Source organism: Fischerella sp. (genome assembly GCF_013388695.1).
Taxonomy (GTDB): Bacteria; Cyanobacteriota; Cyanobacteriia; order Cyanobacteriales; family Nostocaceae; genus PCC9605.
Map to the genome: position 1 here is coordinate 1 of NZ_JACAEU010000024.1, position 13,905 is coordinate 13,905.

Annotated in this window: 11 protein-coding genes; 5 read left to right on the forward strand and 6 right to left on the reverse strand. The window is 43.6% G+C overall.

Translation table 11 applies throughout. The features are described 5' to 3' along the window. Positions 1-332: 332 nt before the first annotated feature. Positions 333-1,610: an adenosylhomocysteinase gene (ahcY, locus tag HXY43_RS03745; RefSeq protein ID WP_290880189.1), complete on the reverse strand. Its 1,278-nt coding sequence runs from the start codon at positions 1,608-1,610 to the stop codon at positions 333-335. A 579-nt stretch (positions 1,611-2,189) separates the two neighbouring features. Between ahcY and HXY43_RS03750 the strand changes: the two genes are divergently transcribed. Then, the gene (locus HXY43_RS03750) at positions 2,190-3,785 is read left to right on the forward strand and encodes a mechanosensitive ion channel family protein (RefSeq protein WP_290880313.1); all 1,596 of its coding nucleotides are present in this window, start codon (positions 2,190-2,192) and stop codon (positions 3,783-3,785) included. Between the two features lie 257 nt (positions 3,786-4,042). Beyond that, positions 4,043-4,306 (forward strand): hypothetical protein, encoded by a 264-nt coding sequence (locus HXY43_RS03755; protein ID WP_026733884.1) that lies wholly within the window; start codon positions 4,043-4,045, stop codon positions 4,304-4,306. 711 nt (positions 4,307-5,017) lie between these two features. Here HXY43_RS03755 and HXY43_RS03760 read toward each other — a convergent pair. Further along, positions 5,018-7,942 carry a cation-translocating P-type ATPase gene (locus HXY43_RS03760; RefSeq protein WP_290880192.1) on the reverse strand — a complete coding sequence of 975 codons (2,925 nt, stop codon included), beginning with the start codon at positions 7,940-7,942 and terminating at the stop codon, positions 5,018-5,020. A 700-nt stretch (positions 7,943-8,642) separates the two neighbouring features. After that, on the reverse strand, positions 8,643-8,930 hold the full coding sequence (locus HXY43_RS03765; protein ID WP_026733882.1) for a DUF5132 domain-containing protein: 288 nt from the start codon (positions 8,928-8,930) through the stop codon (positions 8,643-8,645). A 185-nt stretch (positions 8,931-9,115) separates the two neighbouring features. On the opposite strand from HXY43_RS03765, the gene HXY43_RS03770 reads away from it, so the two are divergent. Together HXY43_RS03770 and HXY43_RS03775 are read left to right on the forward strand one after the other, a co-directional pair. After that, positions 9,116-9,256, forward strand: a complete 141-nt coding sequence (locus tag HXY43_RS03770) for a hypothetical protein (protein ID WP_290880195.1) — start codon at positions 9,116-9,118, stop codon at positions 9,254-9,256. Between the two features lie 725 nt (positions 9,257-9,981). Beyond that, entirely contained in the window at positions 9,982-10,218 is a 237-nt protein-coding gene (locus HXY43_RS03775; RefSeq protein ID WP_026733881.1) for a hypothetical protein, read from the forward strand. 201 nt (positions 10,219-10,419) lie between these two features. On the opposite strand, the gene HXY43_RS03780 is transcribed toward HXY43_RS03775, so the two are convergent. The 3 genes from HXY43_RS03780 to HXY43_RS03790 form a co-directional block, all read right to left on the reverse strand. After that, complete coding sequence (locus HXY43_RS03780) at positions 10,420-11,226, reverse strand: hypothetical protein (RefSeq protein WP_290880198.1); 807 nt, start codon at positions 11,224-11,226, stop codon at positions 10,420-10,422. 472 nt (positions 11,227-11,698) lie between these two features. Continuing rightward, entirely contained in the window at positions 11,699-12,061 is a 363-nt protein-coding gene (locus tag HXY43_RS03785) for a carbohydrate porin (RefSeq protein ID WP_290880201.1), read from the reverse strand. Between the two features lie 50 nt (positions 12,062-12,111). Next, positions 12,112-13,053 carry a serine hydrolase gene (locus tag HXY43_RS03790; RefSeq protein WP_290880204.1) on the reverse strand — a complete coding sequence of 314 codons (942 nt, stop codon included), beginning with the start codon at positions 13,051-13,053 and terminating at the stop codon, positions 12,112-12,114. Between the two features lie 15 nt (positions 13,054-13,068). Between HXY43_RS03790 and HXY43_RS03795 the strand changes: the two genes are divergently transcribed. After that, a complete protein-coding gene (locus HXY43_RS03795) occupies positions 13,069-13,824 on the forward strand; it encodes a C40 family peptidase (RefSeq protein ID WP_290880207.1) in 756 nt (251 codons plus the stop codon). The last annotated feature ends 81 nt before the right edge of the window (positions 13,825-13,905 follow it).

The following is a 13,905-nucleotide window of genomic DNA, read 5'->3' on the forward strand; positions in this document are numbered from 1 at the left end:
ACGTTGCAATGCAACGTCTTTACAAATTTTATCGTTAGTCAAATTATCTTATACCGATTCAAAAAATGTTTAAGGGCAGATAACCCCACCCGTGGTGACGGCCCCCTCCCCGCGAGTTCCCTTAGGGTTGGGGAGGGGTCTTATCTATATGTTGCATTCTTTTTTCAAATTGGTATTATCTGAACCGTATTGCACTATATTTATTCCAACCAACAAGCAACATCAATAAAAAAAAGGGATAGGCAATACGCCTACCCCAAGGCAATAGCCTTAGAAAACCTAGCTTAAGCTTAACTTTTCTGTTGTGGTTGTACGTAAATTATCGGTAAAGATTAGGTGCCAGAAGTCCAAGAATTGATGTACTCAACTTGTTCTGGTGTAAGGGAGTCGATCTTAATTCCCATCGCCTGCAACTTCAAGCGGGCAATTTCTTGATCAACTTCGGTGGGAATGGAGTGAATACCAGGTTCCAGCTTACCTTTATTCTTGACCAGGTATTCGCAACCAAGAGCTTGGTTAGCAAAGCTCATATCCATCACCGCACTGGGGTGTCCTTCGGCGGCGGCAAGGTTAATCAAGCGTCCTTCACCCAAAACTACAACTGATTTGCCATTTTGCAGGCGATATTCTTCGGTGAAAGGACGTACTGTCTTCACTTCTTTGGCTTTAGCACCCAAGGCTTTCAGGTCGATTTCAATATCAAAGTGACCGGAATTACAAACAATAGCACCGTCTTTCATCACGTCGAAGTGTTCGCCACGAATGACGTGCTTGTTGCCAGTAACCGTGATAAACAAATCGCCTAGGGGTGCAGCTTCTGCCATTGGCAGTACGCGGAAGCCATCCATCACAGCTTCAATGGCTTTGATGGGGTCAACTTCGGTGACAATCACGTTTGCACCTAATCCCCGTGCGCGTAAAGCAGTACCTTTACCACACCAGCCGTAACCGACGACAACAACGGTTTTACCAGCCAGCAGGACGTTGGTAGCACGGATAATGCCATCCAGGGTTGATTGTCCTGTACCGTAGCGGTTGTCAAAGAAGTGCTTGGTATCGGCGTCGTTGACATTCACTGCTGGGAAGGTGAGAACGCCATCTTTGAACATGGCACGCAACCGCACAATGCCTGTGGTGGTTTCTTCTGTAGTGCCGATGATGTCAGCGAGTTGGTTTTGGCGTTCTTGTACCAGAGTGGCAACCACGTCACAACCGTCATCAATAATAATGTTGGGACGGTGATCTAGAGCGATTTGTACGTGGCGGCTGTAGGTTTCGTTATCTTCGCCTTTGATGGCAAAAACAGGAATTTCATAGTCGGTGACAAGGCAAGCAGCGACGTCATCTTGAGTTGAAAGGGGGTTGCTGGCAATTAATACAGCATCTGCACCACCAGCTTTCAAGGCAATTGCGAGATTTGCTGTTTCTGTTGTGACGTGACAGCAAGCCACAAGGCGAATGCCCGCAAAGGGTTTTTCTTGGGCAAAGCGATCGCGAATTTGCCGCAATACTGGCATCTCGCGTCCAGCCCATTCAATGCGCTGTCTTCCCAAAGGAGCTAGGGCGAGGTCTTTAACCTCGTGCTTTAATCGGGGAGAAGTTGCGGTCATTAAATAGTTCCTCAATACAAAGTAAGTAAAGTTGCGTAAATTTTCACGCACTCTACTAGATTATTCTAAGAGATGCGAATTCAACCAGAACATCCACTTCTTTGCTTTAAATTTATCTTTCTTTTTACCTCTATCATTTCCCTACAAGGCTGCAAAGGTAACTGCTGCAACAGGTTTATGTGTGTCGTCTCCTCTTTGAGAGCAGGTGTTCTAGGTTGAATAGTTTGCCTTTATCAAACTAAAAATGAAAATAAAATAAACTTTTCATAAAGTAAATACAGATAAACACTGAGCTGCGGACAGGTACAATTACTGAGGTTGATTTGTCAGCATCAACTGGAAGGAACTGGTGACTGGAAGGGACTAGGAATTGGGGCATAAAAATTATGAATTATGAATTATGAATTATGAAATTTTCAGCCCAATCGCGTTCAGCATTCATAATTCTCATCAATTCCTAATTCCCGATCCCCGATCCCCGATCCCCAATCCCCAGCATCGAAATGATAAAGGAGGTGTCCATTGCGTTCTCAATTCGTAGCGATCGCTTTCTCTTCAATGGTGATAACTGTTGGAGTAATGCCAAAAGCTACAGCACAGATTCCCTTTTTACCTAATCTGCAACAGCTGAATTTGAGGAGCAGTGACTCCGAAAGCAGAACAGTTACAGGCACAGTCACAGGCTGGGTTTATTTGGATGGTAAGCGTTTATTTCAAGTAGCTGCACCAAAAGCGAACATCACTGAGCGTTTGGAAAATATCCAAAAAAATTTAGATCGGATTAGCCAGGATTACTTTCAAAAATCAAATGCGGAACTTGATGTGCAAATCCGGACTGAAAACGCATTACCAGTCATTCATGTCAATAACCAACCCCTGATGACTATTACTGACCAAGATGCCAGACTAAGACAAGAAAATGCTTTTGCGTTGGCGACTCAAATCAGTGAAAACTTACAGGAAGAATTAAAGCAGGCAAAACAGGAACGGCAGCCAGAGTTTTTAATTCGTCAAGGTGCAATTGCTGCTGGAGGTGTACTAACCATAATGGTCATCAGTTGGTCACTTTCTCGGTGGGAACGCCGCTCAAGATGGTATCCAGTACACCTAAATTCATCAGACTCATCAACAACTCAACCGATTACAACGCAACTGAATCGCCAGCAACATCGGAATATTCAAGAAGTCAAGAAACGGCTGTTTCAGCTAGCTCAAGCAACCGTTTGGGGAGGTGGAACTTTCTTTATACTGGGTTTATTTCCCTACACGCGATCGCTACAGCTAGGAATTTTCATTGGTTTGCAAATTCCCTTGAAATTGGCTGCTGTGGCAGTAGGAACTTATGTAGCAGTGCGTTTGAGCTATGCCCTGATTGACCGTTTCACCTCTGCTTTTGTTAGCAGTAGTGCCTTGCTAACTCCAGAAACTTCTGAAAGACTACAGTTACGAGTTTCTACCATTTCTGGTGTTACTAAAGGTATCACTGGCATTGCTTTAGTGGGAGTTGGTACTTTAATGTCTTTGATATTTTTGGGTATAGATGTTGTTCCATTGCTAGCAGGTGCGAGTTTAGTTGGTGTTGCAGTATCTCTCGCTTCTCAAAACCTGATCAAAGATGCAATTAACGGCTTTTTAATTATCCTTGAAGACCAGTATGCCTTAGGTGATGTGATTTCTGTGGGAAATGTCGGAGGTTTAGTAGAAAATCTGAATCTACGGATGACCCAACTCCGAGATGCGGAAGGGCGCTTAATTACCATTCCCAACAGTGAAATCAAAATTGTTGCCAATCTTTCTAGCCGTTGGTCACGGGCCGATTTAACTATTCCAGTTGCCTACGAAACTGATATTGACCAGGCTTTGAATTTGATTAAGACTGTTGCTGTCAAGATGGATGAAGATCCCCAATGGAAGCATCAAATTGTGGAAACGCCCCAAGTTTTGGGAATAGATAACTTTGGCGATCGCGGTTTATTAATTCGCGTGTGGATTAAAACACAACCGCTCAAACAATGGGATGTCGCACGGGAATTTCGCCGACGCCTGAAAATTGCCTTCGATCAAGTCGGAATTTCCATTCCTGTGGCACAACAAGCTATCTGGGTAAATGATGTTCCCAGACTAAAATCTCAAATTGACGCGAAGGTAAATTCTTCAGCAGTCAATGGTCAATAGTCAATGGTCATTAGTCATTTGTTAGTGGTTAGTAGTTGGTGGTTGGTGGTTGGTGGTTGATGGTTGGTGGTTGGTCGTCTCCCACTCCCACTCTCCCACTCCCCCACTCCCGTATTTAGTACATTAGTACTATAATAGAGGGGTAGCATCCACAAACTTAAGTGTACAGGCGCGGAATTAGCTTATGGGGAAGCCTGCGGCGTACGTGTCTCTACAATCTAAAAGCTTTCTGGAAGATGGGTTCAAGGTTTTGTTCTATGATTAAGCACTACATTCTCAGCCTCAATCCGACTGCCAAGCACGAATGGGATCGCTGTATTTTACGCGATCCATTAACTGCCAAACGTCCAGACCTAGCTAAATTAGTTGCTGAAGAAGTTGGTGCAGATACAGGCAGCTATTTGGTAAGTGTGAATATCGAAGTGAAGATTTTGGAACAAGCAGCAGTGCCTCACGCCGAACAATTAACTTTGAATGTTCCAGAGGTAAATGAAAAGCCGCAATTGAGGGAAGTTGCCTAAACAAGAAGTGGATAAATATTAAACGAGAGTAGAGACGTGTACGCCACAGGCTTTTCTGGAGCTTGGTTTCGCGTCTCTACACAATTATATGCTTTTTATTTAAAACAGTTGGCTAGCTATTGGGATAAATTAATAGCTAAAAGCTTGCTTATTGTCAATACAAAACTGCTAGCAGTGAAGAGTCATAATTGCATTTAACTAACAATTTTGTCTTTGAAAAGCTATTTGTCACTAACCAAAAAATTATTTATATTTATCCCAAAACCTATTGTCTTCTCCTCATCTACCACTACCGCGATTATCATCGTCGCTGCTAACAAGATGCTGCATAAAGATGCGAATTTGAAATTGCATAAGATGCTCCCGAATGGTCTATTTAATTCCATCTACAAAAAGCAGCGAGACAAACAGGATGAGTTCGTTATCACTTGGCAATTTGGCAGAAAATAAACAAGGTCGGTTTTACTAGCATATTTGATTTTATTTTGGGACAGGTGTCTCACCCATCCATCGTGGCAAAGCAGGACTGTTTCATTCTGTAAAGGAAAATGGTTGAATCAGATGATAAATGTGTTTTTCGAGAGTAGCAATGACTGCCACGATGATCGCAGAACTCAAGAAAGTGACAGATTTTCGTACAAAACAAGGACAAAGGCATCCTTTATGGAATGAAACAGCCCTGCCTTTTTAAAAGGGGTCGGGGGGATCAAATCATTTGCGTTTGTATCCACTCGCTTTCAAACGCAAATGTAGACGTAAAGAAGAGGCGCGATAATGCGGTTTCGAGGAATTACACAAGCGCACACGTGGTGATGCAAAAGCAGATCCACTGGCACGCTGACGCAATTGGACGTCGTTATCCTGCTTGGTTTCTGAAAGCAGATGCAACTTTTTGGTCTGAGTCTGGCTACGACGAAGAACCCATTTTTCCAATTCCACACACCAGAAAACTACGCTACTTATACCTAAACAAATAGCTAAATCTACTGCTGACAGGGGTGCTGTGTTGAACAATTTTTGGAAGAACGGAACATACAGTACTGCTATTTGCAAACCCAACGTTAAAGTTACAGCTCCTAACAGTGGCTTGTTAGAGAGCAAGCCAATTTTAAACAACGAGTCACGCTCTGAACGTATTGCTAAGGCATTACCCATCTGGGAGAGAGTTAAGGTAGTAAACAGTATGGTTTGCCAAGCAGAGTTGCCTGTTTTCCAGTACCAGTAGCCTGTACCCAGAGATACAAATCCCATCAGTAATCCTATCCAGATGATATCCCTACCCATTCCTCGACTAAAAATATTCTCATTGGGAGGATGAGGAGGACGATTCATGGTGTCACGCTCTGCTGGTTCTACACCAAGAGCTAGGGCTGGTAAACCGTCAGTAGTTAGGTTAATCCAGAGAATTTGCAGTGGCAACAACGGTAACGGCATTCCCAAAAAAGGAGCCAGCAGCATTACCCACAACTCACCAACGTTACTGCTCAGCAGATACTTAATAAACTTGCGGATATTGTCATAAATTACACGTCCTTCTTTAACGGCAGCAACCAGGGTAGCAAAGTTATCATCTAGCAGCACCATATCTGCTGCCTCTTTTGCTACATCTGTACCCCGAATCCCCATCGCCACACCAATATCTGCCGTTTTAAGAGCTGGCGCGTCATTAATACCATCACCAGTCATGGCGACGATATGCCCCTGTTGTTGCAGAGTCTCGACAATCTCAAACTTGTGTTTCGAGGAAACTCGTGCATAAACAGATACATCATCCAACGTACAGCGCAATTCTTCAGTATTTAATTTGGACAATTCTTCACTGGTGAAGATGCGATTGTCAGTAGCAATACCTACCTCACGAGCAATGAATCGAGCTGTGAGGGGATGGTCGCCTGTTATCATTACCGGACGGATACCAGCACGCTTGCAGGTGAGTACGGCGTCTCGCACTTCTGGTCGTGCTGGGTCGTTCATGCCGACCATGCCAATGAAAATTAAGTTTTGCTCTACGTCCTCCCACTCTTCAGCAGATTGCAAAGGTCGAAAAGCTGCACCCATGACCCGCAAACCATTTTTTGCTAACTGGCTATAGGTGACAGAAATATGTCTGTGCCAAATTTCGGTCAGTGGTTTTGCCTGCCCATTGATCCAGATGTGACTGCAAATATCTAACAGACTATTAACTGTACCCTTGGTAAAGACAATGTAAGACATTCCCCCGATTTTCTCGCTCCAATGCCAAACTGTTTCCAAAGCGCAGGGAATTTTGGATGGAATCGTTGGGAATTTATGGATGGTGGTCATGCACTGACGCCGAGAGTCATAGGGAACTTCTGCTACACGGGGAATGAGATATTCCAGGTCAGCTTTCCACAGTCCTTGATGAGCAGCAGCCATAACCAAAGCACCCTCGGTCGGGTCGCCTACGGCACGGAAGTAACGCGGCTCATCTGTGTCTGCCTCTAGCAAAGCGTTGTTGCACAGAGTACTACCAGCCAAAAGCAGGGATATTGCAGGTGGTTGGCACAGCAGAAATGGTCGTTCTTGGCTTCTTTCTCCGACAGAGGCACGCATCCGGGTAGTTAAATCTATCCGCTGACCCGCTACATCAAGCACTGTAACGGTCATGCGGTTTTCGGTGAGAGTGCCAGTCTTGCCTGAGCAAATCACCGTCACCGATCCCAACGTCTCCACAGCAGGTAGGTTGCGAATCAGCGCTCGCCGTTTCAGCATTTGCCGGGCACCAAGAGCCAAAGCTATCGTCACTACCGCTGGCAAGCCTTCGGGCAAAGCTGCCACTACCAAAGTGATGGAGGTCAGGAGCATGATTTTCCAGTCCTCTCCGCGCAGCATTCCCAAAGCGAGAATCACAGCTACCAGTACTAGGGAAGCTACTGCTAACCCCTTTCCCAGTTCATCCAAACGTTTCTGGAGTCGGGTTGGTTCTGGCTCTACCGCATGAACCATCAAGGCAATCCGCCCCATCTCGGTTTTCATTCCGGTTTCTGTCACTACAGCTTGACCGCGCCCATAGGTGACAATTGTACCCATGTAAACCATATTGTGGCGATCCGCGAGTTGCAGATCTGCTTGGGAGAGAGTGTGTGGGTCTTTGTCTGTTGGTTCTGATACACCTGTTAGGGTTGTTTCTTGAATTCGTAAACCAACGCTTTCCAGAACGCGGCAATCAGCTGGAACAATATCTTCTGCTTCTAACTGCACGATATCCCCTGGTACTAGATAGCGGGCAGAGATTTCCTCGCTGTTACCGTTACGCAGTACCTTGACATTCGGCACAGATAGCTTTTTGAGAGTGGCGATCGCTTTTTGCGCTTGGTATTCTTGACTGAAACCCAAAACCGCAATCAGCACAACAATAGCAACGATCCCCACTGCATCTTTGTAGTCGCCTAACAATCCAGAAACAACCGCAGCCACAATCAAAATAATTACCAATGTGGCTGTCAGTTGCTCCCAAAGTATTTGCCAAGGACTTCTTTGCCCTTGCTCAATTAACTCGTTAAAACCATACTTCTCTAAGCGGCGACTGGCTTCGGCTGCGCTCAACCCAAAGGTTGCATCGCTACTCAGTTGTTGCAAAACTTCTTGCGTGTCCAATTTGTACCAATTGCTCATGTCTGTCACACCTCCTCTACTGTGACGGAATCTGCGGTATTGAAGCGAAGAGGAATGGGGGATGGGGAGAAAAAAATATTATTTCTTCTCTCCTACACTCATAGATCCCTGCCCCCTGCATATTTGCAGTGGTTGGAATAAGTATTAAAAGGCAGCCCCAATCAAGGCATGCCAACTAAGCAGTAGTTGTCTACTAGAAAAGCTCCGAACCAAACTACTATAGGGCTGGCACACCAAGCGCCAAGGATACTGGGTACTGGGGATCGGGGATTGGGTATCGGGAATTAGGAATTGATGAGAATTATGAATGCTGAACGCGATTGGGCTGAAAATTTCATAATTCATAATTCATAATTCATAATTTTTATGCCCCAATTCCTAGTCCCTTCCAGTACCCAGTTCCTTATTTGAGACTAATATCGTGACGTAAACAAACAAAGACACGGTAAATGTATTTGAGTGTTCTCCACATTGCCGCGTCTTTCCTTGTTTGCATCAATACTTCTCCTTTTATTGCAACTTGGATCAATTTCTTAATCTGATTAAAAATCAGATAGTTGTGGTGAGGTTGCGAACCTATTTTATTTGGATATTTTTAGTGCTGGTAGGAGTTATTTTTCTGGGGAAAATAATGTCATGACTTTTGCTTTTTCTATGCAGCGCATTATTTGTTCGCAAGTTATGACTTTCCCAACCGATCCTACCTAATCCGTCGGAGGCGTCTGTTGTTATTAGTTACAGCAAGTTCTGACTTCGCTTCAGCAACGATATCTGCGAAGTTTTCACCAACTGCTGCGATCGCTCCCTTACTTTTTTCATAGGCAATTATTCCGCCTTTAATGGCTGTCTTGGCTATGGATTTACCAGCAACTGCTACCACCGGAATGGCAAAAGGCAGAGCAACTATCGCCACAATACCAGGAATACCAAAATCTTCGACGGCACTTGCGAAGACATTTTTTAAGTTGGGTACAACTTTGGGTAACATAATATTTTCACCCCCTTTGTCTATATCTCTACAATCATACGATTGTATCACCATTAACAATTATAGTTATTGGCAACAAAGTAATTTTTATATTAAAAATTATTGACCATTTTGGTTAGATGAGTTTAAGAAATGTAAATCTAAAGCATAAGGCAGTAAGGGCATAATCGTTAAGTGTGGCTACAATGTTTGTACTTGCTCTAGTTGGGTTTGCTGGTCTTGTAGTGGAAATTACGATCGCTTTTATTCAGAGTGAGTCTGTTGTAGTTGAGTTTGAGATTTTTCGTATTCTTCAAGTAATTGATAATACTGTTGATATAAAGTAGCATATTGATCTTTAAAGATAAAGGAAATGCTCAAATTCCAAACTGGAATGTATCTACATCTTCATCTTCTTCAATAGTGTTCTTATGTTTTCAAAAATAGAATTATTTAGTAAGGAAGAAAAAATCATGCAAAAGCATTCTTTTTAGGTTCTTATTCTTCCTGATTCAGTCAATTATCAAAACTTCCACGAGCATGATTTATTCATGCTTGTGGAAGCTTGTTTGAGCTTGCGCTGCCATTTGCCGGAATGTCTCAATACATAATAATTGGCATGACATTGCTCTAAGTTGCCATTTTGCCAGAATTACTGATGTTGATTTGCAGAGGCGATCGCCTGTTAACACACTTGTACGACTAGAGGATCGACTTACAAGGTTAGGTCTGCTGAGATAATAATCGCTCAAACCACTTGCACTAGTTTAAATTCTATGCTTTGATACAAATCACGTGGGCGGAAATACTAGTCATATCTCCAGCTTTTGCGTTCTTTAACTCTTTTCCCAATAGGGTGTATTCTAGTCTAGTCGCTACGTCAGTAATTCTTAACTCCTGCACGTTTTTTGTGAATTGCATGTGCTGACTAAAAATAGGCGCTATTTCTAGTTATTGACAATTGACAAATCTTATGTTATCGGTTTCAATCTTTTTTGGATAAGGCATTAGTGCATCCCCGCCAAGAGACTCACTAACGCCCTTCGCCAAGCACTTTATGGATAACCTCATCATGACACAAAATACGCAATACAACGAACCTGTTGTGCAAACGCAGACACTTACTTACAAAAAACGCCTAAATTCTTGGGTTGTCGCTCGTTTACTTCCCGACACTCAACGGGAGATTGTAGCTCGATTCCGTAGTCGCTCTGATGCAGACGGTCATTTGCAACTTCTACAGCAACGCTCCCCTGAAGCTAACTTTGTAGTTGCGTTTGATTGTCAAAGAGACGAAGCTTTGAATTAAATTACAAAGAAGCGAAGCGCCTTCCGTACCGCTTCGCTAACGCACTTTTAGAAATCAAAGTGCAATGTTTGGCGAATCGAGATTTGAGAAGAGTTAATTGTACAGGCACAAAGTCGTAGCTAGATAAAGAAAGGCGATCGCAGTTTTTGGGAATGTCCGGCGATCGCTTTACTATCTTTTTTAGCGCTAGACCTGAGATTTTTAGAAACCGAAGTTATAACCAACTCCGATTGTCAAACCTATATCGGTTTCATCAAAAAATGCTGCATTCACAGCAGCTGTTGCCGTAAATTGACGATTTAGCGGCACATCTATGCCACCAGTTAGCATAAAACTAAAGTCTGAATCATCGCCAGTTGTAAAAGCTGCACCGCCACCGACATAAGGGATAATACCTAACGGTTCGCTAAACGGATCTGATAGCCGTTGGTAGTTAAAGTCATAGGTGACAGGAACCAAAATTGTGGTATCGTCTCCAATTACGGCTGATGGTCGTACGGAAATAGTATTTGACACACCAACTTTGCCGATCACCATAAAATTGGCATCGCTCAAAGATGAGCTTTCACCAGCCACACCAATATTTGCCGCTATACCGATATAGCTGACCGATCTGCTGAATGGTGAACCTAAATCAATATCTGCTTGAGCCACTTGAGCAGCCGATGGTTGAGGAGTTGGCTGTCGTTGCTGGGAGGTCAACGCCGCAGATGACGTTACCGCAGTGCCAGGAACGGGTGTAAGTGTAGGACTATCGGTTTCTGGTGTGGCGATCGCCGAAAACTGCTCCCGATCGTAAGTATAATTTAAAACATTTTCTTGATCTACTACTGAGACAGTTGCAACGCTTGCCTGATTGGGAGATGCTTCAGTTCCGGAAAACTGGGTAAACTCTTGAGTTGTGGAGTCAACAGTCTGAGCAACAGCAGGCAAGCCACCACCTAGAGCCGCCAGAGCAGCCATACTCAATAAGCCAGAAACTCTTTTATGAAAAATAATATTATTCACATTCACTCCTCAAAGGATATTTCCTCAATTAATCATGGATTTTGCAGTTCTTGAGCCAATTTTTGGCGATACTTAACATTTAACATCAAAAAAACTGTTCCTACATCCTTAATTCCCAGGGTGTACAGAGATTTAGACAGCAACAATTTTAGAAATAAATCCTCAATTTAACGGATGACAAAATTAATCCAATAAATAAAAATAGGGATTTTGCAATAATTAGCCGAAAGCATATTACGCCATCCGTAGTTTTGCGTCACCTATATATTTTCCTTAAAAAGCAAAATCTTGTTATTCCTATGTTATGGTTGCACTAATTTATTGATTTATATTGTTTTGTAGCAGATATCAATAAACCACTTGCCTAAATTCCGTCTCTCCATAAATGCTTACTAATGTAGGACAATATCAATAAACCGAGAATTTTTGTTTTGAGATAAGGTAGGCAGAGTACCCACCCTAAAACAGGAATCTAAAAAGAAAAGACTGTACGGAGTGTGCCTGTCAAAATCGTGCCGTTGCTGCCTTGATTTCCGGCGTTATCAATCACTTGAATTGTTGGTGTAATTTGGATATTACGACTAAATGGATAGTTATAAAACGCCTCATAATTCGTCTGAATATCTGGGCCGATGGAGACTGCAAGGTCTTGAGTGGGTCTAAAGGTGTAAAATAGTCTTCCGATGCCTAAACTACCAACCGTAGGTGGCTTGACCGAGTAATCTATCACGCTTCCAAAAAATGGCTCCAGCACCCCTGCGGCGTTGTCTCTAGCACCATCGGGACGACCATTGTCTATAACTCCACTTCCACTATCAAGGCGAATTTTGAGCAAGTCACTTCCTGTGAAACTGCGGTGAGGGCGATGATATCCCCTTCCCCCTCTTAATTTAGGCTGGCAACCGCTTCGGCAATACTTTGAGAAACAAAAGGCAAAATGGCGCGGTTTATAGCGTGCGCTTTGCCTTCAGTAAATACCACTAAGAGGTAGGGGCGATAACCTGGTATTTCAATATACGCTGCATCATGGCGAACTTGACTTGTCCAACCCGCTTTAGACCAAATTTGTGCTGTTTGTGGAAGACCACCGCCTAAAAAACCTGTAACTTGGTCTTCCTCGACATCTTTTGGTAAATCATCAGGGTTAAGACTACGTTTAAGTACAGTCATCATCGCTTGCGATCGCGCACTTGACACTGCTACACCACCGACAATACTATGCAACAATCTAGCAGTGGCGTTAGTCGTCACCATATTGCGATTTTCTAGTAACTGTCCGTAAAAAGCCCGTTCGCGTCCGTAGGGGCCATCACACCAGGTTTTTTGGCAGACGTTAATACTTTCCATTTCTGGCCACCCTAAAGACTGGTAATAGCGGTTCACAATGTTGCGCTGATGCTTCCATGTCTCAAATGGCCCCACTGGTAATTCCGGCCCAGATGTAGTTCCAGTTAATACATCTACAACCAAGCTACTAGCATCGTTACTGGAGTCTACAATCATATCGCGCATGGCTCTGTCTAACTCGCTGGAAGGTTGAACCATGCGTTTTTCCATCCATTCATGTGCAGCTACCAAGTAAAATAATTTCACCACACTGGCTGGATAAATTCGTTCTAAGCCCCGATAGGTAAAACCACGAACTGGATGATTCCAAAAAGCATCTGGAGTGAGGGCACCACCAGTATTTACCAGTACAGGCGGATCGTAGACAATCCAAGTCAGAGCAATTTGATTGCGGGCTAAGGTCGGAAATTCTGCCCAAGTAGCCTCTAAAATGCCATTGCCTAATTGTTCGAGTTGTTCGTCTTTATTGAAGAAAGTCATCGTTGCTCTTGAAGAATGTCCCTAAATATAAAATCTAAAATTGAAAATCTCAAATCGGCTGAATACGAGTGTCTAGCTGACCTGAACATATATGATTCTCCGGAATGTACGCGCTTGGCGACGCAAGCCTCAGCGGGAAGACATTTGCGGGTGACATCAGATGAACGGGAAGCAGCAGTGGAAGTGTGTTTGTGTGAGGATGACTATCCGGGGTGGTTGTCGCTTACAGATTTGGTTTTATTACAAGGAATTACTGTACCTTATCAGGCTAAATCATTTTCTGAAGCAGAGATTAAAAAACTACTGCCAGAAGCGATCGCTTTTACCCATAAAGCGATGCAGCAACCCAATCATTATCTCTGGGGTGGTACAGTCGGGCCAAATTACGACTGTTCGGGCCTGATGCAGGCGGCGTTTCGTTCGGTGGGTATCTGGTTGCCCAGAGATGCCTATCAACAGGAAGGCTTCACTCAGCCAATAGCCATTACAGAATTAGAACCAGGCGATCTCATATTCTTTGGGACTCCCCAAAAAGCTACTCATGTGGGACTCTATTTAGGAGATGGGTTTTATATCCATAGTTCTGGTCAAGATAAGGGGCGTAACGGTATTGGAATTGACCTTCTCTCGGAACAAGGTGATGAGGTTAGTCAGTCATACTACCAGCAGCTACGCGGTGCTGGCAGAGTGGTGAAAAGTTACGAACCGCAGAATCACAGAGAAAAGGGTGTAAGGGTGAATTCGTTTTTCTTCAATACCCCTAAACCCTAGCCCTGTCAAAGTGGGTTAAAAAAGTCCTATTTGCTTGTTACTTGGTGTCTTAGTGTCTTGGTGGTTAATAAAATTTGTTTT

What these genes read in the sequence shown, in the direction of transcription:
- ahcY (WP_290880189.1), bottom strand. Translation starts at nt 1,610, where the DNA reads ATGACCGCAACTTCTCCCCGATTAAAGCACGAGGTTAAAGACCTCGCC.
- HXY43_RS03750 (WP_290880313.1), top strand. Translation starts at nt 2,190, where the DNA reads ATGCCAAAAGCTACAGCACAGATTCCCTTTTTACCTAATCTGCAACAG.
- HXY43_RS03755 (WP_026733884.1), top strand. Translation starts at nt 4,043, where the DNA reads ATGATTAAGCACTACATTCTCAGCCTCAATCCGACTGCCAAGCACGAA.
- HXY43_RS03760 (WP_290880192.1), bottom strand. Translation starts at nt 7,942, where the DNA reads ATGAGCAATTGGTACAAATTGGACACGCAAGAAGTTTTGCAACAACTG.
- HXY43_RS03765 (WP_026733882.1), bottom strand. Translation starts at nt 8,930, where the DNA reads ATGTTACCCAAAGTTGTACCCAACTTAAAAAATGTCTTCGCAAGTGCC.
- HXY43_RS03770 (WP_290880195.1), top strand. Translation starts at nt 9,116, where the DNA reads ATGTTTGTACTTGCTCTAGTTGGGTTTGCTGGTCTTGTAGTGGAAATT.
- HXY43_RS03775 (WP_026733881.1), top strand. Translation starts at nt 9,982, where the DNA reads ATGACACAAAATACGCAATACAACGAACCTGTTGTGCAAACGCAGACA.
- HXY43_RS03790 (WP_290880204.1), bottom strand. Translation starts at nt 13,053, where the DNA reads ATGACTTTCTTCAATAAAGACGAACAACTCGAACAATTAGGCAATGGC.
- HXY43_RS03795 (WP_290880207.1), top strand. Translation starts at nt 13,069, where the DNA reads ATGTCCCTAAATATAAAATCTAAAATTGAAAATCTCAAATCGGCTGAA.